The organism is Bradyrhizobium sp. 6(2017), assembly GCF_011058295.2.
GTDB classification, from domain to species: Bacteria; Pseudomonadota; Alphaproteobacteria; order Rhizobiales; family Xanthobacteraceae; genus Bradyrhizobium; species Bradyrhizobium septentrionale.
In genome coordinates this window covers 4,281,074-4,304,762 of the sequence record NZ_CP049289.2, presented here as the reverse complement: position 1 = coordinate 4,304,762, position 23,689 = coordinate 4,281,074, and the positions used below count along the sequence as shown (strand labels likewise).

The window sequence follows — 23,689 nt, the reverse complement described above, 5'->3', positions numbered from 1 at the left end:
GGACATCTCGGTGCAGCGCCTTCGCTTGCCAAATCAGCGCCCGCGCGAGTGCGACCTTCTACCTGCTTGGTCCCACGCTTGGCAAGCATTGTTGGCGGGGAATGGGCGTGAAAATCGCCCTCAATACAGCCCGCTCGGGCTGGACTGCATCACCGCGCGGCCCGCGTCGGGTGAGATCGGCTGCTGGGTCCCGTCGATCACATCGGTACCGGCGACCATCGTCGGATCATAGAACGGCGGCGCCTGGCCCGGCTTGAAGGCTTCGAGCACCACGCCCCGGTTCTGACCGGACGAGGCGCGCAGGCCGGTCTTGGAATCGACCAGCACCAGCCTGATGCCGACCGGCTGCTTGAACGGGGTGGCGGGCTTGTCGGCCAGCGCGAGCTTCATGAAGTCGCGCGCGATCGGCGCTGCCGTGTGGCCGGCCTGCGCGTTGCGGCCGAGCGAGCGCGGCTTGTCGTAGCCGACATAGAGTCCGACCACGAGGTCCGGCGAGAAGCCAACGAACCAGAGGTCCTTGGCCTCGTTGGAGGTGCCGGTCTTGCCGGCGATCGGCTTGCCGACCTCCTTCAGCGCGGTGCCAGTGCCGGCCTGAATCACGCCCTCCATCAGCGAGGTGATCTGGTAGGCGGACATCGCGTCGAGCACCCGCTCGCGGCGGTCGACGAGCTGCGGCTCCGCCTGGCTCTTCCAGCCCTCCGGCGCGTCGCAGCCGCGGCATTCGCGCTGGTCGTGCCTGAAGATGGTGTGGCCGTAGCGGTCCTGGATACGGTCGATCAGGGTCGGCTTCACGCGGACGCCGCCATTGGCGATCATCGAATAGGCCGTGGCCATCCGCATCACCGTGGTCTCGCCGGCGCCGAGCGCATAGGCGAGATAGTTCGGCAGCTCGTCATAGACGCCGAAGCGCTTGGCGTATTCGCCGATGACAGGCATGCCGATTTCCTGCGCCAGCCGCACCGTCACGGTGTTGAGCGACAGCCGGAGCGCGTTGCGTAGCGTCACCTGGCCCTGATACTTGCCGGTGGAGAAGTTCTCCGGCCGCCAGACATTACCCTGCCCCTGGTCGATCTCGATCGGCGCGTCGATCATCACGGTCGATCCGGTGTAGCCATTGTCGAGCGCCGTCGAATAAACGATCGGCTTGAAGGTCGAGCCGGGCTGCCGATAGGCTTGGGTCGCGCGGTTGAACTGGCTCTGGTCGAACGAGAAGCCGCCGACCATCGCGAGCACGCGCCCGGTGTGCGGGTCCATCGCCACCATCGCGCCCGACAGTTCGGGGATCTGGCGCAGCCGGTACTGGCCTTCGACGGCGCGACCGTCCTTGAACAGCGGGTCGGCGTAGATCACGTCGCCGGGCTGCAGCACCTGCGCCACCGAGGTCGGCGTCTTGCCCTTGCTCTTGGCCCAGCGCACGCCGTCCATCGTGACGATGCCGGTCTCGCGCTGCTTGCTGACGGCGCCGCCGAGCTCACGGCCCGGCTGGAAGCCGATCCGCGCCGACTGGTCGTTGCTCTCCAGCACCACGGCCATCCGCCACGGCGAGATGTCCGAGAGCGACTTGATCTCGGCGAGCGGCACGCCCCAGTCGCTGGTCAGATCGAGCTTCTGGATCGCGCCGCGATAGCCCTGCTGCTCGTCATAGTTCACGAGCCCCGCCACCATGGCCTTGCGCGCCATCACCTGGACCTTGGGATCGAGCGTGGTGCGCACCGACAGGCCGCCCTCATAGAGCTTCTTCTCGCCGTAGCGCTCGAAGATGTCGCGGCGGACCTCTTCCGAGAAATATTCGCCGGCGAAGGTGTGCGCGCCATTGGAACGGCTGGTGACGACGAGCGGGTCCTTGCGCGCCTTGTCGGCGTCGGCGGTGGTGATCCAGCCGTTCTCCTGCAGGCGGTCGATCACGTAGTTGCGCCGCTCGATGGCGCGCGCGCGGTTGCGCACCGGATGCAGGCTGGCCGGCATTTTCGGCAGCGCCGCCAGATAGGCCGCTTCGGCGACCGTGAGCTCGTTCACCGACTTGTCGAAATAGACCAGCGAGGCCGCCGCGATGCCATAGGCGCCGAGCCCGAGATAGATCTCGTTGAGATACAGCTCGAGGATCTTGTCCTTGGAATAGGCCCGCTCGATTCGCATCGCCAGCAGGGCTTCCTTGATCTTGCGGCTGAACGAGACCTCGTTGGTCAGAAGGAAGTTCTTGGCGACCTGCTGGGTGATCGTGGAGGCGCCCTGCGGACGGCGGTTGGAACCGAAGTTCTGGACATAGGAGACGCCGGCACGTGCCATGCCGGTATAGTCGATGCCGCCGTGCTCATAGAAATTCTTGTCCTCGGCGGCGAGGAACGCGTTGATCACGAGCTTCGGCACCGCCTGGATCGGCAGATAAAGCCGGCGCTCCTTGGCAAACTCACCGAGCAGCGAGCCATCGGCCGCGTGCACGCGGGTCATCACCGGCGGCTCGTAGTTCTGCAGCTGCGAATAGTCGGGCAGGTCCTTGGAAAAATGCCAGAACAGCCCTGCGACCGCGGCCAGACCAGCCAGGAACAGGATGGTTCCTGCAGTGAACAGGAACCCGAAGAACCGCAACAGAAATTTCATCGACCAGATTTTCCGTGGCGAGTGCGTCGCTCGTTCTGAGCGCGCTGCGTGCCACATAGGTTGCCCGGTATATCGGTCGCCCCAACGACCTGCAATTCGACGCTGGAGAATTAAAGCGAGCCAGGCGTCAAACTTATGCCATAGAGCCCCGACTCGCGCTCTCGGCCAAATCAGCAGCTCCCCCGCCTTGCGGTGCTCTGCGGGCGCTGCATCGATCTCCGGCGCACCGCGCCTCGATTCGCGCGCGCTCCGCCGTCTCCTGCTCCGGGCCTCAATCGAGGCGCTTGCGCGAGGGACAAGTTACGAAAGAAAAGCGCGGGCCGAACGCACGCCTGCACTACCCGGCTGCCGTTTCGGGTGCTGCGTCATCAGAAACCGGTGGACAGGATCCGTGACTGCGTCACATTAACGATCCGCTAACTATAACTACTGCAAGTTGTTGGCATACGCTGACTCGCGACGGGCTGAATTACATGGCACTGCGCGGATTTAGGGGGCCTTTTGTGGCCGACCCGAATGTCCTTGGATTTCCAAGACCCCCCACATCGGCTGTGGGCACGGAAGCCCTGGACCTCGTCTATCAGGCGGCGGATTTGTTCCGCAGCATCGAGGACCGGGCCCGCGCCGGCGAAGCGCGCGCCGAGGCCGCCGAACAGGCGCAGCTCGAAATCATCGCCGCCACCGAGCGCAAGCTAAGGGACGCCTCCCGGGCGCTCGAGGAGGCCCGACGGCGCATCGAGTCCCAGCAGGAGCAGCTCGATGCCGCCGAATTTCGCGCCCGGGCCGCCGAAGCCGAAGCGCGCGAAGCCCGGCAATCGCTGGCGCTGGTCGAGGACGCGATCCGCCGGCGCTTGCTGCTTATCGGCGGCCAGGACGGCGACGGCAGGTCGACGGCGGTCGCCTGACGCGCGATCGATATCGCGCGCGGCGGCCCTGCCCAGCCGCCACCACACAATCGCACAGCGACAATCAATAGCCGGCAGCGAGCCCCGAATTGCGGCGCGGATCGTTCGCGCCATAGAAGCGGTTGCTGCCGACCGGCTTGCCGCCGAGCGACGGCGCGCCGACGATGATGACCGCGAGATGGTTGGCCGGCTGCGGCGGGCCGAATTTGTGGCCGAAGCCTTCCAGGATCTTCCGCGTGTCCGGCGACAGCGCAAAATCCTCAACATTGGTGGCTTCGGGAAGCCACTGCTGGTGGAAGCGCGGCATGTCCACGGCTTCCTGCGCGTTCATGCCATAGTCGATGGCGTTGATCATCGTCAGCAGCACGGCCGTAATGATGCGGCTGCCACCCGGCGTGCCCACCACCATGACCGGCTTGCCGTCCTTGGAAACGATGGTCGGGCTCATCGAGGACAGCGGACGCTTGCCCGGGGCGATCGCATTGGCCTCCCCCTGCACCAGGCCATAGAGGTTCGGCACGCCGACCTTGGCGGTGAAGTCGTCCATCTCGTCGTTCAGCAGCACGCCGGTCTTGGCCGCGGTCACCTTGGCGCCGAACCAGTCGTTCAGCGTATAGGTGACCGACACCGCGTTGCCGTCCTTGTCGGCGATCGAATAATGCGTGGTGTTGCTGCCCTCATGCGGCGGAACGCCGGGCTTGATCTCCTTGGAGACGCCGGCCCTGGCCGGGTCGATCACGGCGCGGATCTTCGCCGCGTAGTCCTTGTCGAGCAGACGCGCGAGCGGATTCTTCACGAAGTCGGGGTCGCCGAGATAGCTGTTGCGATCGACATAGGCGTGGCGCATCGCCTCGATCTGGTAGTGCACCGCCTGCGCGGAATGGTAGCCGAGTTCCTTGAGCTGGTAGCCCTCCAGGATGTTCAGGATCTCGCAGATCACCACGCCGCCCGAGCTTGGCGGCGGCGCGGAGACCACGTGATAGCCGCGATAGTCGCATTCGACCGGCGCGAGCTCGCGGACTTTGTAGTTGTCGAGATCCTCCTGCGTCAGCAGGCCCTTGCCGGCCTGGCTCGCGGCCACGATCGCAGCCCCGACCCAGCCCTTGTAGAAGCCGTCTGTGCCGCGCTTGCTGATCTCGCGCAGCGTTTCGGCGAGTTCGTGCTGCGTCAGCCGCTCGCCGACCTGGAACGGCTTTCCATTGTTGAGAAAGATCGCGGCCGAAGGCGGGTCGTCCTGAAAATCCTTGGTCGTGGTCTCCAGCATGCTGACGTCGCCCTGGTCCAGCACAAAACCGTCCTCGGCGAGTTGCAGCGCCGGCGCGATCACGTCCGCGCGCTTCATGGTGCCGTATTTCTCGCGCGCATATTCCATGCCGGACACCGAGCCCGGCACGCCGACGGCGAGATGCCCCTTGGTCGACAGGCCGTTGACGACGTTGCCGTCCTTGTCGAGATACATGTTAGCGGTGGCGCCCTTCGGCGCGGTCTCGCGGAAATCCAGGAAGGTCTTGCGGCCGTCGGCGAGCTGGATGGTCATGAAGCCGCCGCCGCCGAGATTGCCGGCGGCCGGATAAACCACCGCAAGCGCGTAACCGACCGCGACCGCGGCGTCGACCGCATTGCCGCCCCGCTTCAGTACCTCGATGCCGACCTGCGTCGCGAGATGCTGCGCCGATACGACCATTCCGTTCTCGGCGGCGACCGGCGCAACCGACGCGGCGCGGCCAGGGACTGAAGCTGTGAGGCCGATCGCGACAATGGCCGCGATCACGCATCGCCCTCGCGTCGTTAGATTTTGCATGGAAGCCTCCCGGGAACTGTGCCGACTGTCACGGCTTGCGGTGCTATCTCAACGCGTAAATCTAGCAGGCCGCACGCGCGCGCACTATAGGCCTGCGCTGCCCCCACCCCTCGCCCGCAGCCGGCTGTGGCGCCTGCCGTAGGCGGCATAGATCACCAGCCCGATCACGAGCCACACTGCGAGCCTGATCCAGGTGTCGAGCGGCAGGCCGAACATCAGGAACAGCGACGTCCCAGCGGCAGCCGGGGCCACCAGCCAGATCGCCGGCGCCCTGAATGGGCGTGGCAATTCCGGATCGCGCAGCCGCAGCACCAGCGTGCCGATCGAGACCACGGTGAATGCGAACAGCGTGCCGATCGAGACGAGTTCGCCGACCAGCCCGATCGGCAGCAGCCCGCCGAGAACAGCGGCGACGGTGCCGGAGAAGATGGTCGAGACATACGGGGTCCGGAAGCGCGGATGGATCTTGGCCGCAAAGCCCGGCAGCAGCCCGTCATGCGCCATGGCGCGAAAGATCCGCGGCTGCGCCAGCAGCATGATGAGGATCACCGATGTCAACCCGAACAGGATGCCGAGCTTGATGAACGGACCGAGCCAGCCGATGCCGATCACATCGATGCCGACCGCGATCGGATCGGGCACGCTGAGCTTGTCGTATGGCACGATGCCGGTCAGCACGAAGCCGACCGCGACATAGAGCGTGGCGCAGATCACGAGCGAGCCGAGAATGCCGATCGGCATGTCGCGCTCCGGCGTCTTCGCTTCCTGCGCCGCAGTCGATACCGCGTCGAAGCCGATATAGGCGAAGAACACCACCGCCGCGCCGCGGATCACGCCGGACCAGCCGAATGCGCCCGGGCCGGCATTCGGCGGGATCAGCGCGCCGTCCGGATTGCCCGCCGTCACCCAGTTCGCCAGCGAGACCGACGAAGCCGCGGTTGCGAGAAACAATGCGATGACGACGAGCTTCACCACCACGACGAAGCCGGTGAAGCGCGCGGACTCGCGAATGCCGACCACCAGCAGCGCGGTGACGAAGGCGATGATCGCCATCGCCGGGATGTTGATGACGGCGCCGGTCGCCGACCACGCACCGCTGTTGACGTCATAGGCGAGCGGCGCCGAGGTGAATTGCTGCGGCAGGTTGATGCCGAAATCGCGCATGAAGCTGACGAAATAGCCGGACCATCCGACCGAGACCGCGATCGCACCGACCGCGTATTCGAGGATCAGGTCCCAGCCGATGATCCAGGCGATCAGTTCGCCGAGCGTCGCGTAAGCATAGGTGTACGCGCTGCCGCAGATCGGCACGGTCGACGACATCTCGGCATAGCACAGGCCGGCGAACGCGCAGGCGACGGCGCCAAGCATGAAGGAGAGCGTGACCGCGGGACCGGCATTGGCGGCGGCCGCGTGGCCCGTCAGCACGAAGATGCCGGCGCCGATGATGCCGCCGATGCCGAGCGTGACCAGTTGCAACGCCGACAGCGAACGCTTGAAGATCGGCGTCTCGGCATCGCCGTCCGCGCGCGCCGCCTCGCGCAACAGGTCCGAGGTCGACTTTCGGTCCCAGAAACCGGCCAAGGTGTCGGTCACGTCAGGTGCCCTCCGCCGCTCGGGTCCGGGGGACCCGACACGATCGTCGGACTATAACGCGCCTAGCGCGCAGTCGTTCGGGCGCCGGGCGACAGCCGGCGCGCTTATCCACCACCAAGAACTACGGCCAAGAACTACGGCCAAGCGGTGCGGGGCCTTATTGGCAGGGATGGCGGCGGCCGTCGCGGCCAAGGAAGGTGCCGGACGCAGGATCGAACGAATGGTAGCGAGCGCAGGAGGAGGACGGTGCCGCCAGTATCGCCCCATAGGCGTTGGCCGGGTTGCCGCCCTGTTGCGCGGCCAGCTGGGCCTCGCCCCACGGCGTCAGGGCGCCGCCATTGATCGCGCTACGCCCCGGATTCTGCGCGTCGAAAAGTGCCGGCTCCGACATCTGAGCCAAGACCGGCGTGAACGTCATTCCCACCAGCAGCACAGCGGCTGCAACGGCCTTGAGTCCGGCCATAGGATCTCTCCGATGCATCGATTGAAAATAGTCCAATAGACTGTTCAGGGGCAGCAGCGCCGTCCCTGTGCCCGCAATCGATGTGGTGACGACCACCGTCCGGACACAGGGACCAGCAAGTCACAATGCCGCGAGGCAGCCGTCTGCGTGGCACGCCAACCGCGGTTCGCGAGGGACGTCCGCCCGCCCTTCAGCGATTATGCACGTCAGGCCGCGGGTCGGAGACGAACCCGTCGCGGTTCGGCATCTTGACGGCGGCGAGCGATTTCGCGTCGAGCACGGCGTTGGTGGGGACGACGCCGTTGAGGCTGAGGATGTAGGCGGACACCGCGTAGACGTCCTCATTGCTCAGCGACTGCGGCGCGCTCTGCGGCATCGCGCGGCGGATGTAGTCGAACAAGGTCGAGGCATAGGGCCAATAGCTACCGACGGTGCGGATCGGCTTGGGGCTCGCCAGCGTGCCCTGCCCCCCGACCAGGCGATCGCCAACGCCGCCCTGCCCGCTGTCGCCATGGCAGGCCGCGCATTGCTCGCTGAACACGATGCGGCCGCGCTCGACGCTGCCGCTGCCCGGCGGCAACGCCGCGCCGTCGCGGCCGATATCGATGTTCCAGCCGGCGATCTCCGCCGGCGTCGCCGCCCGGCCTATGCCGTAGCGCTCCTCGGCATGCGCGGCGATGCCGAACATCGCGATCGCGCTCACCCAAGCGGCGACCTTTACATTACGCCTGGCCATTGCTCACCTCGCCATTTGCAGCGATGCGCCAGGGCCAGATCGCGTTGTTGTGGTAGAAGGAGTTGAGACCGCGCACCGCTACCAATTCGGCCAGCGTCGGCTGCACGTAGCCGGTCTCGTCGATGGCGCGGCTCTGGATCACGGCGGGGCTGCCGTCCCAGTGCCAGGGCAGCCGGAAGCGCGTGAGCGCGCGCGTCAGCACCGGCTCCTGGAGTTCCGCCTGCTGCCAACTCTTGCCCTCGTCGAGTGAGACCTCCACGCTTTTGATCTTGCCGTGCCCGCTCCAGGCAAGCCCGGTGATCTCGTGAAAGCCTTGCGTGGTCAGCTTCTGGCCGCCGGACGGCCGCGTGATGATCGATTTGGCTTCCATATAGAAGGTGAATTCGCGCGACGTGCCGTCCGGCATCGGGTCGGTGTATTTCGAGGTCTCCTCGCGCGAATAGGCCGGCTCGGCGACCACCTTGAGCCGGCGCAGCCACTTCACATTCATGTTGCCCTCGAAGCCAGGCAGCAACAGCCGCAACGGATAGCCCTGCTGCGGACGCAGCCGCTCGCCGTTCTGGCTGTAGACCAGCATGGCATCGTCGAGGCATTTCTCGATCGGGATCGAGCGCGTCAATGCGGCGGCGTCGGCGCCTTCCGCCACGATCCATTTGGCGCCGGCCTGCAGGCCGGCTTCGTCGAGCACCGTCTTAAGCGGCACGCCGGTCCATTCCGCGCAGCTCACGAGGCCAACGAGGTCGGAGGCCGTCTTGCCGTAGGGCTTGGTGTAGACCGGATTGCCGGAGCATTCGATGAAGTGGATGCGCGACTGCGACGGAAAGCGGCGGATGTCCTCCATCGTGAACAGCAGCGGGCGATCGACCATGCCGTGCAGCATCAGCCGGTGCTCGGCCGGATCGATCGTCGGCACGCCGCCATGGTGGCGTTCGTAGAACAGACCGTTCGGCGTGATGATGCCGTCGAGCTCCTGCAACGGCGTGCGGCCCGAGGCGGAGATATATTGCGGCAATGTCTTCGAGATGTTCTTGACGACGCCCTTCTCGTGAACCGACGGCGTGCCATAGGGCTGGCTTCCCATTGGATCGCCGGGCGCTTTCATCCATTCCGGCACATTGGGCGGAAGATTATTCCCCTGATCGGCGAGCGCGGTAGAACCGGCAACTGCCGCCATCGCGGAGCCACCGGCCAGTGCTGCACCCGCCTGAAGGAATTGCCTGCGAGACGCCTCTCGCACGCGCTTGTCCGTCGTGTGTTCGCTCATCGACGTTTTCCTCTGACGTTACGAGGTGCAGCCTAGCACCAAACGGCCGAGGCGAGGCAAGGCTGCAATGCGCAGTGCTGCATCAACTACCAGCGACGACCGGCAATTTGTCGATCGAGCGGATGCCGGGACGTCCACGCCAGCGGACCTGCTCCGGTCGGACCGCAAGCTGCAGGCGCGGCCAGCGCGTGAACAGCGCCTGCAGTGCACAAGTCGTCTCGATTCGCGCAAGCTGATGGCCGAGGCAGAAATGGATTCCGGTCCCGAACGAAACATGCCGGTTCGGCTTGCGCTCAAGGTCCATTCGATCAGGATGGACGTGCGCGCAGGAATCGACATTGGCGGCTGCGATCATAGCCATCACACGCTCGCCCTTCTTGAGATGGACACCACCCAGCTCGACGTCGCGCCTGACATAGCGTGGCTTGGTGAACTGCACCGCCGATACGAAGCGAAGCAATTCCTCGACCGCGAGGCCGACGCGACTCCAGTCCGCCGCGAGCCAGTCCCGTCGCGCGGGATCCTTGAGCAATTCGAAGACCGATCCGCCGATCAGATGGGTCGTGGTCTCCGAGCCCGCGCCGAGCAGCAGGAACACCATCGAAACCATTTCGTCCGGTGTGATGCGACCGCCTTCCTTCTCAACCTGCACCAGTTCCGCCATCAACCCGTCGCCGCCCCGCTCCCGGACGAGCTGCAATTGCTGCGCGAGGTATTTCCGCATCTTCGACAGCGAACCCATCATGCGCAGGAAGCTGATCGGTCCCCTGAGCTGCGTCATCGCATTGGCCCAGGCGATGAATTTTGGCCGGTCGGCGGGCGGCAGGCCGAGCAGTTCGCAGATCACCGATACCGGCAGGACACGCGCATAGCGCTGGATCAGGTCGGCCGGGCTTCCGGCTGCGAACAATTCATCTGCCAGACGATCGGCGATGCTGCGGATGTGGGGCTCCATCTCGAGCACGGCACGGCGTCGGAAGGCTTCGTCCACAATACTGCGCAGCCGCGTATGATCGGGCTCGTCCATCGTCAGCATGTTGTTGGCGACGATCGCGATCGACTTCGGCATCCACCAGCGCAAGCCGGCGACCTCGCCGTTTTCCTTGCGGAGCGTGAAGGTCGTGCTGTCCTTCAGCACTGCGGAAGCCGTGTCGTAGGTGGTCGTCAGCCAGACCCGACCGACGATCGGAAACTTGACCTCGACGACCTGCCCACGGGCACGCAGCGCGGCGATGCCGGCGGCAGGATCTCGATTGAATGTTTCGCTGGAAAAATCTGGTTGCGATGCCATTGCATCACCTCATGCGGTGTCGCCCCCGGGGCCGCCGGAACATGGTGTGGCACGCTCTGCGTGCAACGCCGTCCGAGGCAGCCTTGGCTTCAAATTGCCGAGACCGCACCCCGATACCGAGATCGTCGGCTCAGCTCGCGACCGGCGGCGTGCCGTGGGTGTGGAACGACTCGATCGTCTTCAACCCCCACGCCTGCCCCTTCTTGCGCTCCTCCTCGGTCCACACGATCGGCTTCCAGTCCGGCGCGAGGATCAGGCGCGCTCCGGCGTTGGCAACCTCGACGCGGTTGCCGCCGGGTTCATAGACATAGAGGAAGAAGGTCTGCTGGATCGCGTGCTTGTGCGGCCCGGTCTCGATATGCACGCCGTGCTCGAGGAAGATGTCGGCGGCGCGCAGGATCTCCTCGCGGCTGTCGAGCGCGTAGGTGACATGGTGGAAGCGTCTCATCTTGCCGTAATGGTCGCGCGTGTAGGCGAAGTCGTAGCTCTTGTTCGACATCGCCATCCACATCGCCGCTTCGGTGCCGTCGTTGAGCACGATCTGCTCGGTGGTGCGGCAGCCCAGGTAGTTCTCGAAGAACAGGCGATTGGCCTTGATGTCGACCGCAAGACAATTGAGATGGTCGAGCCGGCGGACATTGACGCCACGCGCCGGAAAGCGCTGCGCCTGGTTCTTCAACGCGGGCTTCAGCTCGGCCGGCGCCTCGTACCACTCGGTCTCGTAATAGAGCTCGATGACGTGGCCGTCGGGATCGCGGCAGCGGAATGCCGGTCCCTGCCCCATGTCGCCATCGATCCAGCCGATATCGAAGCCCGAGCCTTTCAGCGCGGCGACGCGGCGCTCCAGCGCCTGCGGACTGCGGGTCCGCAGCGCCATGTGCTCCATCCCCGAATTGTTCGACGCGGTGAGCTTCAGCGAATAGCGCTCATAATCGTCCCACCCGCGCAGATAGACCGACTCGCCGTTGCGGCCGCTGACCGTCATGCCCATCACGTCGACGAAGAATTTCAGGCTCTCGTCCGGCTTCGGCGTCAGCAGCTCCATGTGCCCGAGATGAGCGAGATCGAAGATCGGTTCCGGCTGCATGGGGCGGTCTCCTTCCGCGACGGCCGGATCGACGTCTTTTCGCTCGGGCGGGCGGCGGCGCGTCGATTTGTACTAGTGTACAAAGGATTAGGTCTCGTCAACAAATTATTCAGCGTGCGTATCGACGAGATGGCCGGCGCCCGCGCTGCAGTCTGCGGCCGGAATCACAGAGTGAAAGCGATCGAGGCCGGCGGTCAGGCGACCGAAACGGCCTTCTCGCGATGCGACGACAGCAGCTTGCGGACGTCAGCGGCCGGCACCGGCCGGCTGAACAGATAGCCCTGCATCTCGGTGCAGCCGAGGATGCGCAGCATGTTGCGCTGCTGCTCGGTCTCGACGCCCTCCGCGGTCGTGGTCATGTCGCTGGCGGTGGCAATGTTCACGACGGCCTGGACGATCGTGGACGACGCGCCGGCCCCGGCGAGATCCTTGATGAACGCCCGATCGATCTTGATCTTGTCGAAGGGGAAGCGCTGCAGGTAGCTCAGCGACGAATAACCGGTGCCGAAATCGTCGAGCGCGATGCGGACGCCGAGCTCGCGCAGCTGATGCAGGATATCGAGCGCGGCCTCGTCGTCGCGGATCAGCACGGCCTCGGTGATTTCGAGTTCGAGCCGCGAGGGCGCGAGCCCGGACGCCGCCAGCGCGGCGGCGACGTTCAGCGCCAGCGTCTGGCTCTTGAACTGGATCGGAGACACGTTGACCGCGACGTGGATATGTTCCGGCCAGTTCACCGCTTCCCGGCACGCGGTGTTGAGCACCCAGTGGCCAATGTCGTTGATCAGACCGGTATCCTCGGCGACCGGGATGAAATCCGCCGGCGAGATCATGCCGCGTTCGGGATGACGCCAGCGCAGCAGCGCCTCGCAGCAGCTGACCCGGCTGTCCTCGAGATGAAGCAGCGGCTGATAATGCAGTTCGAAGCTGCCGTCGGCGATCGCCTGGCGTAGCTCGAGCTCAAGACTGCGCCGCGCCTTGGCGCGCGCATCCATGCCGGTCTCGAAGAACCGGTAGGTGCGGCGGCCGTCGCTCTTCGCGCCATAGAGCGCGAGGTCGGCGTTGCGCAGCAATTGATCGAGGTCGAGGCCATCGGCGGGCGCGACCGCGATGCCGATGCTTGCGTCGGTGGTGATCAGATGCCCGCTGCAGTCGACCGGCTGGCGGATCGCCTGATAGATCGCGGCCAGCAGCTGCATCGTCTGGGTCTGGTCGCGGATGGCGGTCTGGATCACGGCAAACTCGTCGCCGCCGAGCCGCGCTGCGACATCGCCCTCCGCGAGACAGGAGCGCAGGCGATCGGCGATCGCCCTGAGCAGTTCGTCGCCGATCTGATGGCCGAGCGCGTCGTTGACGCTCTTGAATTCGTCGACGTCGATGTACATGACCGCGAGCTGCTCGTCGGGCCGGAGCGCTTTCAGCGCCCGCTCCAGGCGCTCGCGGAACAGCACACGGTTCGGCAGATCGGTCAGCGCATCATAATGCGCCATGTAGGCGATCCTGTTCTCGGTGCGCGTGCGCTCCGTGACATCCTCGATGGTCGCGACCCAGCCGCCTCCGGGCAGCGGCTTGTTGACGATCTCGATCGCGCGCCCGCCCGGCGCGCGCGTGAGCTGACGCGTGGCCCGGCCAAGCTTCACGTTGCCGATGATGGCATCGCAGAAATCCTCGACGTCGCCATCGAACGAGCCGGTCTCCTGACGGTGCGCGATCAGCCGCTGCATGGTGCAGCCCGGCTTCGCGATATCGGGCGAGAGCCCGAACATCTCGATATAGGGGCGGTTGCAGATGATGATGCGCGCCGACGCATCGTACAGCACGAGCCCCTGCGGAATGTTGTTCACGGCGGTCGTGAGATTGCGCCGTTCGGCGGCGAGCCGGTCGTCCGAGATCTGGTGCCGCTTCAGCAACAGGAAGACGATCACGGCCATGATCGCAAATGCCGCCATCAAGAGGCCTTCGCGCTCGCTCCACTGCGCGGTCGCGCTTCCGAGCAGGCTGCCCACGAGCATGCCGGCACAGAACGCCAGCCCCTTGGTCGAGCCGTCGTCGGCATTTCCTGATTTTGCATTGCGGTGTTCGATGCGCACGCTGATCTCTCCCCGAGCGCGGCATCGTTACGCGGCACAAATGGAAAGGACGTTACAAGTCGCAGTTAGCAATCGGTTACACGATACCATGACACGGCGCGCGGCAAATCGCGCCGCAGTCTCCGTAAACCTACCGAGCCGCCGCTCACTCCTCGGAGATGGTGAATGCGGCGTTAACGGCAAAACCGCGAAACAATCGCGGCTGTGCCGGAAAGCGACGATTTCGCCGCCGGGGCGCGCGACAGGGCGCGATCTCACGACACGACAGAAACAAATCGTCACCGCGAACGTGTAGATTTAGCCGATACGCAACCCCGGCGACTTAACGGTTTTTCCAGCCCCGGGCTGGCATATTGATCCGGACATTTAGATTTCGAGAACGAGCCAGGCGAGAACTGTGACATCCTTCGGACGTGTGATCTCTGTGCGCGGCTCGCAGGCCCGGGTTGGGCTCTTGGCCGGCGGACAGATGCAACTTTCAGAAATGCGCGCAACTGTCGGCCGGTTCGTCAGCATCCGCTGCGCGAGCTCGATCATCGTCGCCATGATCACCGAAGTGTCGTGCGAGCACCTGCCGCCGTCCGACCAGTACATGGCGACCGCTTCCGTCGACCTGCTCGGCGAAATCCTTGGCGGCGACCGCCCGAAATTCCAGCGCGGCGTCACCCATTATCCGACCATCGGCGACAGCACCGACCTGATCACGAACCAGGAGCTGCGCACGGTCTATGCGCCGAGCGGCTCGGACCAGATCAATGTCGGCACGCTGCAGCAGGATCGTTCGGTCATCGCCTATGTCGACGTCGAGGAAATGCTCTCCAAGCACTTCGCGGTGCTCGGCTCGACCGGCGTCGGCAAGTCCACCGGCGTCTCGCTGCTGCTCAACGAGATCCTGAAATCGCGGCCGAACCTGCGCATCTTCCTGCTCGACGTGCACAATGAATACGGCCGCTGCTTCGGCGAGCGCGCCCAGGTGCTCAACCCGCGAAACCTCAAGCTGCCGTTCTGGCTGTTCAACTTCGAGGAGATCGTCGACGTGCTGTTCGGCGGCCGCCCCGGCGTGCCCGAAGAGCTCGACATCCTCGCCGAAGTGATTCCGATGGCGAAGGGCCTTTACACCCAGTACCAGAACTCCGACCGGGTCGGTCTCGGGCTGAAGCGCGTCGACCCCAAGCAGGTCGGCTACACCGTCGATACGCCGGTGCCGTATCGCCTCGTCGACCTGATCTCGCTGATCGACGAGCGCATGGGCAAGCTGGAGAACCGCTCCTCGCGCATCATCTATCACAAGCTGATCTCGCGCATCGACGCAGTGCGCAACGATCCGCGCTACGCCTTCATGTTCGACAATGCCAACGTCGGCGGCGACACCATGGCCGAAGTGATCAGCCATCTGTTCCGCCTGCCCGCCAACGGCAAGCCGATGACCATCATGCAGCTCGCGGGCTTCCCCGCCGAGGTCGTCGATTCCGTGGTGTCGGTGTTGTGCCGCATGGCGTTCGATTTCGGGCTGTGGAGCGACGGCGTCTCGCCGATGCTGTTCGTCTGCGAGGAAGCGCACCGCTACGCCTCCGCCGACCGCAATATCGGCTTCGGGCCGACCCGCAAGGCGGTGTCGCGCATCGCCAAGGAAGGCCGCAAATATGGCGTCTATCTCGGCCTGATCACCCAGCGTCCGGCCGAGCTAGACGCGACCATCATCTCCCAGTGCAACACGCTGTTCACGATGCGCCTTGCAAACGACCGCGACCAGGCGCTGCTGCGCTCCGCGGTCTCGGACGCGGCCGCCAATTTGCTGTCGTTCGTGCCCTCGCTCGGCACCCGCGAAGTGCTGGCGTTCGGCGAAGGCGTGGCGTTGCCGACCCGGCTGCGCTTCAAGGAGGTGCCACCGCACCAGCTGCCGCGCGGCGAGGCCACCATAGCAACCGTGCCATCGGTCACCGCCGGGCATGATTTGCATTTCGTCAGCGCCGTGCTGGAACGCTGGCGCGGCGCCACCTCGCATCGCGATACCGCGCCGAACGACCCCGGCCTCAACTCCAGCCTCACCTCCAACCTCAACTCGCCCGCGCCGCCGCGCACGATGGCGCCGGCCGAGGCGCCAATGCTGCAGCCATCGCTGGGCCTCGATCCGGATCGCTTCTCACTGCTGAAGAAGCCGCTGCGCTAGCGGGATCGCGCAAGGCGCCGATGCGCCTTGCGCCGGACCCGTCATCCACTATGGTTTCGCCTGACGCCGCAGCCTGCGGCATGCCGGAACCATCTCATGACGCCGCCGACCGCAAAGCGCTTCCCGACACCCGCTCTCGACAAGCTCCCCGAGGATATCCGCACCCGCATCCTGGCGGTGCAGGAGAAGTCCGGCTTCGTGCCGAACGTGTTCCTCACTTTGGCCTATCGCCCCGACGAGTTTCGTGCGTTCTTTGCCTATCACGACGCGCTGATGGAAAAGGACTCCGGCCTCTCCAAGGCCGAGCGCGAGATGATCGTGGTGGCGACCAGCGCCACCAACCAGTGCCAGTATTGCGTGATCGCCCACGGCGCGATCCTGCGCATCCGCGCCAAGAATCCCGAGATCGCCGACCAGATCGCGGTCAACTACCGCAAGGCCGACATCACGCCGCGGCAGCGCGCGATGCTCGACTTCGCCATGAAGGTGAGCCGCACGGCCGAGGAGGTCGCGGAGACCGACTTCGCGGCGCTCGCCGCCCACGGCTTCAGCGACGACGACGTCTGGGACATCGCCGCGGTTGCGGCCTTCTTCGCGCTGTCGAACCGGCTCGCAAACGTCACCGGCATGCGGCCGAACGCCGAATTCTACATGCTCGGCCGGCAGCCGAAATAGAGGGCGCGGTGACGGACTGGAGCGAGATCATCCTGCGCCTCGGCGTTGCGACCCTTGCCGGCAGCGCGATCGGGCTCGACCGCGACCTGCGCGGCAAGCCGATCGGCCTGAAGACGCTGGGTCTCGTCAGCCTCTCGACCGCCACGGTCGTGCTGCTGGCCTTGCAAGCCGCCGCGCCCGGCCAGTTCACCGATGCGGTGAGCCGCGTGATCCAGGGCGTGCTCACGGGAATCGGATTTCTCGGCGCCGGCGTCATCGTGCGGCAGGGCGACCGCTTTCAGGTCCGCGGCCTGACCAGCGCCGCATGCGCGTTCTTCGCCGCATGCATCGGGATCGTCTGCGGCGCCGGACATTGGCCGATCGTCGCAACCGCGCTCGTGCTGGCATTCCTGCTGCTTACCTTCGGCAAGCGGACCGAGCGCTGGCTGCACCACGCGCTCGGCGGCAAGGAGGACCAGCACAAGCCGGAGGCCGCGCCCGGTCAGTCGTCGGACGCCGGGCCGCACCAGCCGGGCAGATAGACCGCTCCCCCGCTGCGGCCGAGCGCCAGCCCCTTCTCCAGCGCCTTGGCGAAATTGTTCTCCACCGTCTTGCGCGGGATGTGGCGGCGCAGAAAATCGGCCCAGAGGAATTCGCTGAACGGCGTCGTGTCCTTGGCGAAACCGCCGGCCCGGCGCATCTCGCCGGCAAGGCTGCGGAACGGATCGTCCTTGAGATCCTTGATCGATCTCGGAATGTCCCTGAAGTGCCGGCGCTCGCCCTTGGAGTCGTAAGGATAGACCCAGCGCTTGTTGTCCATCACGCCCCAGAACACGTCACGCTCGACCATCGTGAGATCGCCGATCACGGTGACCAGGATGTCCTTGACGCCCTCCTCGTGCAGCGCCCGCGCCATGTGATGGTGATCGACCACGTAATAGCGATCGTCGGGACCATGGACGACCGGGATCATGTGCTTGCCCAGAAGCTCGGCACGCTTCTTGTCGGACTTGTGCTCGCGCCAGCGCTTCCGTTTCTCCTCTACCTCATGCATGCCGACCGTCATCTGGGTCGGTCGCAGCGACATGATCGGGACCGGTTTGACGTAGGGCTCGCGCGTATGGGCCATGATGCATGCTCCCGTTTGGCCGGCACTCCGGAATAGGTTCCATTATGTCATGATGTCGCAGACAGGTGAAACAGCCGGTTCGGCGGGATGGCTTTGAGAGCAAACGATCGCGTGAAGGCCCGCACGGTCCGCCTCGGCAACCGCGAGGTCGTGACCGAGGGGTTGGAGCTCAGTTTCTGGGCAGACATAAGCCATCGCTGCATGACGGCATCCTGGCCCGCCTTTATCGGCGGTGCAGCATTGGTGTTCGTCGTATTCAACGCCGTGTTCGCCTTGTTCTATTGGCTCGGCGATCATCCGATCGCCAACGTGCCCAACGGCCAATACATCGACTACCTCTATTTCAGCATCGAAACACTTTCGACCGCCGGTTACGGCGACATGCACCCGCAGACGCATTACGGGCACTTCATCGCCACCATCGAACTCTTCACCGGCATCTTCTCGATGTCGCTGATGACCGGGCTGATCTTCGCCCGCTTCTCGCGGCCGAGCGCGCGGCTGCTGTTCGCCGACAGTCCCGTGATCTCAAACCATGAGGGACAGCTGACGCTGATGATCCGTCTCGCCAACGAGCGGCACAACATCATCGCCAATGCCACCGCGCGGCTGTGGCTGTTCAAGAGCGGCGTCAGCAAGGAAGGCATGGCCTATCGCCGGTTCTACGAGCTGCTACTGGTGCGCAGCGAAAGCCCGGCGCTGGCGCTGAGCTGGACCGTGTTTCATGTGATCGACCAGGACAGCCCGCTCCACGGCCTCGGCGCCGCGGACCTGGAAGCCGTCAATGCCGGGCTCGGCCTCATCGTATCCGGCTATGACGTCGTTGCAGCGCAAACTGTGCATGCGCGAAAATCGTACGAACATTCCGACATCCGCTTCGGCCATCGCTATGCGGAAATTTTGCGCGCGACCGACGACGGCCGTCTCAGGATCGATTACAGTCGGTTCCACGAGACGATCGAAGGATGAATACCACCTCTGCGCGCACCAAGATTTTAGATGTGAAGCGCGGCGAACATGCTAGAGATAAGCGGCGACGCGACCGGACTGACAACAGTGAAGACGCAGCGGCCAATTTCCTCGGATGACGAGCACGTGGTGCTCAAATTCCGGCCGCGCACCTCGGCGCAGCCGCCCGGCAAGCGCGAGCAGGCGATCCGATCGCCCCGTCCCGCTTCCGTTGCCAACGATCTCTCTCGCTATGAGAAGCCGCGCGAGGAGCCGGACGATTTCCGCCAGCGCATGCTCGCCAACATCGCCGCCTTCGCCTTCACCGTGGCGCTGACCGCAATCGGTATCTGGCTGGCCATGAGCATCGCCGATTTGCGCAAGACCCAGGACTGCGTGCTGATGGGCCGCCGCGATTGCGCGAAGATTACGGTGATGCCGCGCAACTAGGCTGGCCGGAACCCTGCCCAAAAACCGCCCTTGCCGGGCCGGCCAAGCTCCATTGAACTAACGGCCCTGCTCCGATATACGGGCACACGACTCCGGCAGCAGCAATAAGGGCATTCCGGGGCAACGCGCCCGCCTCCTCCGAGAGTCCCGAAATTACCTTCAATATATCAAAGGCTTAATGATGTCCTCCACATTCGAGCAGATCGCCAACATTATCGCGGAGACCTGCGACATCCCGCGCGACACGATCAAGCCGGAGAGCCATGCGATCGACGATCTGGGAATCGACAGCCTCGACTTCCTCGACATCGCCTTTGCCATCGACAAGGCCTTTGGCATCAAGATGCCGCTCGAGAAGTGGACCCAGGAGGTCAACGACGGCAAGGCAACGACGGAGCAGTACTTCGTGCTGAAGAATCTCGCCGACCGCATCGACGAGTTGGTTGCGGCCAAGAACGCGGGCACGGGCACGGGCTCGTAATCGCCCATCATGCAGCTCGAAATTTTTCAGCTGATCGACCGGATCGTCGACCTCGACCTCGACGCAAGAACCATTGTCGTCGAGGCGGATGTCCCGCCCGAGAGCCACTCCGTATTCGCGGGGCACTTCCCGGGCTACCCGATCATGCCCGGCGTGTTGCTGACCGAAGCAATGGCCCAGAGCTCGGGCTGGCTGATCCTCGGTCTGACCAAGTTCGAGCGCATGCCTTTCCTCGCCATGGTCAAGGAAGCCAAGATGCGCGGCTTCGTCAGCCCCGGCTCGGTCCTGAGGATCGAAGCCAAGATCGAACACGAAGGTTCAGGCTTCGCCGTGACCTCAGCGAGGGTTCGCGTCGGCAAAGAGCTCAAGTGCAATGCCGAGCTGACCTTCCGCCACATCCCCTTCCCTCACCCGGACTTGCGTGTGCACATGGATGCGATGGCCAACAAGATCGGCTTTCCGATGCAGGCAATGACCAATGGCTGAGAAGGAAGTCTGGATCACCGGCGTCGGCCTGCTCTCCTCGCTCGGCGAAGGGCTGGACGCGCATTGGCAGGCGCTTGGCGAACGGCGCGTCAATGCCGACGAGAAGCGTCTCGCGCCCTACGTGATCCATCCGATCGCCCCGGTCAGCTTCGACGCCCAGATCCCGAAGAAGGGCGACCAGCGCCAGATGGAGCTGTGGCAGCGCATCGGCACCTATGCCGCCGGGCTGGCGCTCGATTCCGCCGGCGTCAAAGGCAATCAGGAAATCCTGTCGCGGATGGACATGATCATCGCAGCCGGTGGCGGCGAGCGTGACCTCAATGTCGACCTGGCGATCATGAACGCCGATGCGCAGGGCAAGCTGCCGCCCGCCCTGCTCAACGAAAAGCTGATGAACGAACTGCGCCCGACGCTGTTCCTGGCACAGCTTTCCAACTTGCTCGCCGGCAACATCGCAATCGTTCACGGCGTGTGCGGGACGTCGCGCACCTTCATGGGCGAGGAAGCCTCGAGCATTGACGCTGCGCGGATCGCAGTCGCGCGCATCGGCGCCGGACAGAGCGACATCGCGCTGGTCGGCGCGGCGCATAATGGCGATCGCGGCGACCTCTTGATGCTCTACACGTTCGGCGACTTCGCCCTCAAGGATCGGCATAGCGCGGTATGGGGGCGCAGGAACAACCCGGGCTTCGCCATCGGCTCGGCCGGCGCTTTCCTGGTGATGGAGTCGCGCGAGCACGCCGAGGTCCGCGGCGCCAAGCCCTACGCCAGGCTGACCAGGGTGGTCGCCGATCTTGCCAAGCGCAAGGAGCCCGGCGCCGTGACGAAATCGCTGCAGGCGATGTGGCCGAAGCTCGGCGTCAACGACGACAAGGCCATGCTGATCACGGGCGCGACCGGCGCCGAGCCCGCGACCACTGAGGAGCGCGCATTCCTCGGTCAGCACCCCGGTCTCGCCGTGCGCGCCACCGGAACGACCTTTGGGCACACCATGGAGGCGCAGTTCCCGCTCGGGCTGGCGCTGGCCGCGTTGTCGATCTCGCGCGGCGCGCTTTATCCGGCCAACGATCCGACCGGGCTGGAGGTTGAAAAGACCGAAGCGCCAACCCAGATTGTCGTGTTGGGGGTCGGCCACTGGCAGGGCGAGGGCATGGCACTGGTCGAGGCCGTCAGTTAGAGCATGATCCGGGAAAGTGTGTGAAGCGGTTTTCCGAAAAGATCATGCTCAAACAAATAGCTAAAGCGCGATGAGTGTCATCGCGCTTTAAGTCCGGCGCAAGCACCGACGGGGAAACCATGACAGCACCACGCGATAAATTCGGCCGACCGATCGTTGTCGTGACCGGCATGGGAATCGTGACGTCGCTCGGCGGCGGCAAGACCGACAATTGGAAACGTCTCACCGCGGGCGAGTCCGGCATCAGGACCGTGACGCGCTTCCCGATCGACAGCCTGAAGACGACGATGGCCGGCGCCGTCGATTTCGTCACCGTCGACCCGTTCTCCTCGACCAGCCTGTCGCAGCGTCTGGCCGAGGTTGCGACCGAGGAAGCGCTGGAGCAATCCGGCATCGGCAGCAAGGGCGACTTCCCCGGCCCGCTGTTTCTGGCAGTCGCGCCGATCGAGACCGAGTGGCCGCAGCGGCTCGAGGTCGCGCGCTCCGTCCCGACCAAAGACTTTGGAATCATCGACTATCTGGCGACCTGCAGCGGCGGCAAGTTTGCGCATTTCCACCGCCGCTTCACCTTCGGCTCCGTCGCGCTCAACCTCGCCGAGACCTTCGGCACCAAGGGCTCGCCGATCTCGCTCTCGACGGCTTGCGCGTCCGGCGCCACCGCGATTCAACTCGGCGTCGAGGCGATCCGCCGCGGCGAAGCCGATGCGACGCTGTGCATTGCGACCGACGGCTCGGTGAACCCGGAAGCCATGGTGCGTTTCTCGCTGCTCTCGGCCCTCTCGACCCAGAACGATCCGCCCCAGGGCGCCTCAAAGCCGTTCTCGAAGAACCGCGACGGCTTCGTGATGGCCGAAGGCGCCGGCGCGCTGGTGCTGGAGAGCTATGAGGCCGCGATGGCGCGCGGCGCACGCATCCTGGGCGTCGTTGCCGGCTGCGGCGAGCTGACCGACTCCTTCCACCGCACCCGCTCGGCGCCCGACGGCAAGCCGGCGATCGGCTGCGTGCGCAAGACGCTTGCTGATGCCGGCATGGAGCCGCAGCAGATCGACCACATCAACGCGCACGGCACCTCGACGCCTGAAAACGACAAGATGGAATATCTGGCGACCGCAGCCGTGTTCGGCGAGCACACGCCGAACATTCCGGTGTCGTCGAACAAATCGATGGTTGGCCACACCATCTCGGCCGCCGGCGCGGTCGAGGCGATCTTCTCGCTGCTGACGCTTGAGCATCAGCGAATTCCGCCGACGATCAATTACGAGGTGCCCGACCCCGCGATCCCGTTCGACGTGGTCGGCAACAAGGCGCGCGACGCCAAGGTGACCGCCGTGATGTCGAACTCGTTCGGGTTCGGCGGGCAGAACGCCTCGCTGATCCTGACGCGGGAGCCGGCCTAGGCCGGCGCCCTCGCCTCATCCGATGAAACGCCTGCTCCTTCGTACCCGTGCGCGCCTGCGCGACGCCGCCAAGCCTGTGGCGGGCGTTGCAATCGGCGCGCTGACGACCGGCCTGTTGCGAACCACCCGCTATTTCGATCCGGACAAGACTGCAAACTTCTTCGGCAACGCCGCGCATTTCATCGGCCGCCGGCTGCGCGAGGATCGCATTGGCCGCGAGAATCTCACGGCGGCCTTCCCGGAAAAGTCACCGGAGGAGATCGAGACGATTCTCACCGGGGTCTGGCACAATCTCGGCCGCATCGGCGCCGAGTTCGCACATCTCGATCGCATCTGGGACCACGACCCCGCACATCCCGACAAGCCCGGCCGTGTCGAATTCTCCGGACGCAGCAAGCAATTGTTCGATCAGCTGCGCGACGACGGCAAACCGGCGCTGTTCTTTGCCGCACATCTCGGCAACTGGGAGCTTTCTCCGCTCGCCGCCGCCGCGCATGGGCTCGAAGCCGTCGTTTTGTTCCGGCGACCGAACATCGAAGCCGCCGACCGCGCCATCGAACGGATCCGAGCCGTCAATTTGGGCACGCTGGTCCCGGCCGGCCGCGACGCGCCGCTCAAGCTGGCAAAGGCCCTGCAGGACGGCCAGCACGTTGCGATGCTGGTCGACCAGTATCTGACCAACGGCGTTCCCGTCACCTTCTTCGGCCGCAAGACCACGGCGAACCCGCTGCTGGCGCGCCTGCGCCGGCAGATCGATTGCCCGATCCACGGCACGCGGATCATCCGCCTGCCCGACGGCCGTTTCCGCGGCGAAGTCTCCGAGGAAGTGAAGCCGGTGTTCGACGCATCCGGCGAGATCGATATCCAGGGCACGATGCAGGCGATCACCGATGTCGTCGAGGGCTGGGTCCGCGAGTATCCGGATCAATGGCTCTGGCTGCACCGGCGCTGGCGGTAAGCTGGGGCAAC

Annotated in this window: 21 protein-coding genes; 11 read left to right on the top strand and 10 right to left on the bottom strand. The window is 65.0% G+C overall.

Translation table 11 applies throughout. The annotated features are described in order from the left end of the window. Positions 1 to 120: 120 nt before the first annotated feature. Positions 121 to 2,598, bottom strand: coding sequence for a penicillin-binding protein 1A (locus G6P99_RS19915; RefSeq protein ID WP_165123212.1), 2,478 nt, complete (start codon positions 2,596 to 2,598; stop codon positions 121 to 123). A gap of 551 nt (positions 2,599 to 3,149) precedes the next feature. Between G6P99_RS19915 and G6P99_RS19910 the strand changes: the two genes are divergently transcribed. Further along, a complete protein-coding gene (locus G6P99_RS19910; protein WP_029078611.1) occupies positions 3,150 to 3,503 on the top strand; it encodes a hypothetical protein in 354 nt (117 codons plus the stop codon). 64 nt (positions 3,504 to 3,567) lie between these two features. On the opposite strand, the gene ggt is transcribed toward G6P99_RS19910, so the two are convergent. From ggt to G6P99_RS19870, 8 genes are all read right to left on the bottom strand, one after another. After that, complete coding sequence (ggt, locus tag G6P99_RS19905; RefSeq protein ID WP_029078610.1) at positions 3,568 to 5,304, bottom strand: gamma-glutamyltransferase; 1,737 nt, start codon at positions 5,302 to 5,304, stop codon at positions 3,568 to 3,570. An 84-nt stretch (positions 5,305 to 5,388) separates the two neighbouring features. Next, complete coding sequence (locus G6P99_RS19900; RefSeq protein WP_029078609.1) at positions 5,389 to 6,888, bottom strand: amino acid permease; 1,500 nt, start codon at positions 6,886 to 6,888, stop codon at positions 5,389 to 5,391. 169 nt (positions 6,889 to 7,057) lie between these two features. Then, positions 7,058 to 7,363, bottom strand: coding sequence for a BA14K family protein (locus G6P99_RS19895; protein ID WP_029078608.1), 306 nt, complete (start codon positions 7,361 to 7,363; stop codon positions 7,058 to 7,060). 190 nt (positions 7,364 to 7,553) lie between these two features. Next, on the bottom strand, positions 7,554 to 8,051 hold the full coding sequence (locus G6P99_RS19890; protein WP_051346042.1) for a c-type cytochrome: 498 nt from the start codon (positions 8,049 to 8,051) through the stop codon (positions 7,554 to 7,556). 34 nt (positions 8,052 to 8,085) lie between these two features. Then, positions 8,086 to 9,363, bottom strand: a complete 1,278-nt coding sequence (gene soxC, locus G6P99_RS19885) for a sulfite dehydrogenase (RefSeq protein WP_029078606.1) — start codon at positions 9,361 to 9,363, stop codon at positions 8,086 to 8,088. Positions 9,364 to 9,445: 82 nt separating this feature from the next. Beyond that, positions 9,446 to 10,654, bottom strand: a complete 1,209-nt coding sequence (locus G6P99_RS19880) for a cytochrome P450 family protein (RefSeq protein ID WP_165123210.1) — start codon at positions 10,652 to 10,654, stop codon at positions 9,446 to 9,448. A 130-nt stretch (positions 10,655 to 10,784) separates the two neighbouring features. Further along, on the bottom strand, positions 10,785 to 11,741 hold the full coding sequence (locus tag G6P99_RS19875; protein WP_029078605.1) for a catechol 2,3-dioxygenase: 957 nt from the start codon (positions 11,739 to 11,741) through the stop codon (positions 10,785 to 10,787). A gap of 194 nt (positions 11,742 to 11,935) precedes the next feature. After that, positions 11,936 to 13,828: a putative bifunctional diguanylate cyclase/phosphodiesterase gene (locus G6P99_RS19870; protein WP_414645579.1), complete on the bottom strand. Its 1,893-nt coding sequence runs from the start codon at positions 13,826 to 13,828 to the stop codon at positions 11,936 to 11,938. A 397-nt stretch (positions 13,829 to 14,225) separates the two neighbouring features. Here G6P99_RS19870 and G6P99_RS19865 point away from each other — a divergent pair, with 397 nt between their 5' ends. From G6P99_RS19865 to G6P99_RS19855, 3 genes are all read left to right on the top strand, one after another. Next, positions 14,226 to 15,998 (top strand): ATP-binding protein, encoded by a 1,773-nt coding sequence (locus G6P99_RS19865; protein WP_029078604.1) that lies wholly within the window; start codon positions 14,226 to 14,228, stop codon positions 15,996 to 15,998. Between the two features lie 96 nt (positions 15,999 to 16,094). Further along, positions 16,095 to 16,673, top strand: a complete 579-nt coding sequence (locus G6P99_RS19860) for a peroxidase-related enzyme (protein ID WP_029078603.1) — start codon at positions 16,095 to 16,097, stop codon at positions 16,671 to 16,673. A gap of 8 nt (positions 16,674 to 16,681) precedes the next feature. After that, on the top strand, positions 16,682 to 17,194 hold the full coding sequence (locus G6P99_RS19855; protein WP_029078602.1) for an MgtC/SapB family protein: 513 nt from the start codon (positions 16,682 to 16,684) through the stop codon (positions 17,192 to 17,194). On the opposite strand, the gene G6P99_RS19850 is transcribed toward G6P99_RS19855, so the two are convergent. Further along, positions 17,155 to 17,781 (bottom strand): ParB-like protein, encoded by a 627-nt coding sequence (locus tag G6P99_RS19850; RefSeq protein WP_029078601.1) that lies wholly within the window; start codon positions 17,779 to 17,781, stop codon positions 17,155 to 17,157. The genes G6P99_RS19855 and G6P99_RS19850 overlap by 40 nt on opposite strands. A 111-nt stretch (positions 17,782 to 17,892) precedes the next feature. Between G6P99_RS19850 and G6P99_RS19845 the strand changes: the two genes are divergently transcribed. The 7 genes from G6P99_RS19845 (at position 17,893) to G6P99_RS19815 (ending at position 23,678) form a co-directional block, all read left to right on the top strand. Further along, on the top strand, positions 17,893 to 18,750 hold the full coding sequence (locus G6P99_RS19845) for an ion channel (RefSeq protein ID WP_246709585.1): 858 nt from the start codon (positions 17,893 to 17,895) through the stop codon (positions 18,748 to 18,750). A gap of 87 nt (positions 18,751 to 18,837) precedes the next feature. After that, positions 18,838 to 19,179 carry a hypothetical protein gene (locus tag G6P99_RS19840; RefSeq protein WP_029078599.1) on the top strand — a complete coding sequence of 114 codons (342 nt, stop codon included), beginning with the start codon at positions 18,838 to 18,840 and terminating at the stop codon, positions 19,177 to 19,179. 181 nt (positions 19,180 to 19,360) lie between these two features. After that, positions 19,361 to 19,660 (top strand): acyl carrier protein, encoded by a 300-nt coding sequence (locus tag G6P99_RS19835; RefSeq protein WP_024582229.1) that lies wholly within the window; start codon positions 19,361 to 19,363, stop codon positions 19,658 to 19,660. Between the two features lie 9 nt (positions 19,661 to 19,669). Further along, positions 19,670 to 20,146 carry a 3-hydroxyacyl-ACP dehydratase FabZ family protein gene (locus G6P99_RS19830; RefSeq protein WP_029078598.1) on the top strand — a complete coding sequence of 159 codons (477 nt, stop codon included), beginning with the start codon at positions 19,670 to 19,672 and terminating at the stop codon, positions 20,144 to 20,146. Then, the gene (locus tag G6P99_RS19825; protein WP_029078597.1) at positions 20,139 to 21,323 is read left to right on the top strand and encodes a beta-ketoacyl-ACP synthase; all 1,185 of its coding nucleotides are present in this window, start codon (positions 20,139 to 20,141) and stop codon (positions 21,321 to 21,323) included. Before G6P99_RS19830 ends, G6P99_RS19825 begins: the two co-directional genes overlap by 8 nt. A gap of 119 nt (positions 21,324 to 21,442) precedes the next feature. Next, entirely contained in the window at positions 21,443 to 22,720 is a 1,278-nt protein-coding gene (locus G6P99_RS19820) for a beta-ketoacyl-ACP synthase (protein ID WP_029078596.1), read from the top strand. 22 nt (positions 22,721 to 22,742) lie between these two features. Next, a complete protein-coding gene (locus G6P99_RS19815; RefSeq protein ID WP_029078595.1) occupies positions 22,743 to 23,678 on the top strand; it encodes a lipid A biosynthesis lauroyl acyltransferase in 936 nt (311 codons plus the stop codon). Positions 23,679 to 23,689 lie beyond the last annotated feature (11 nt).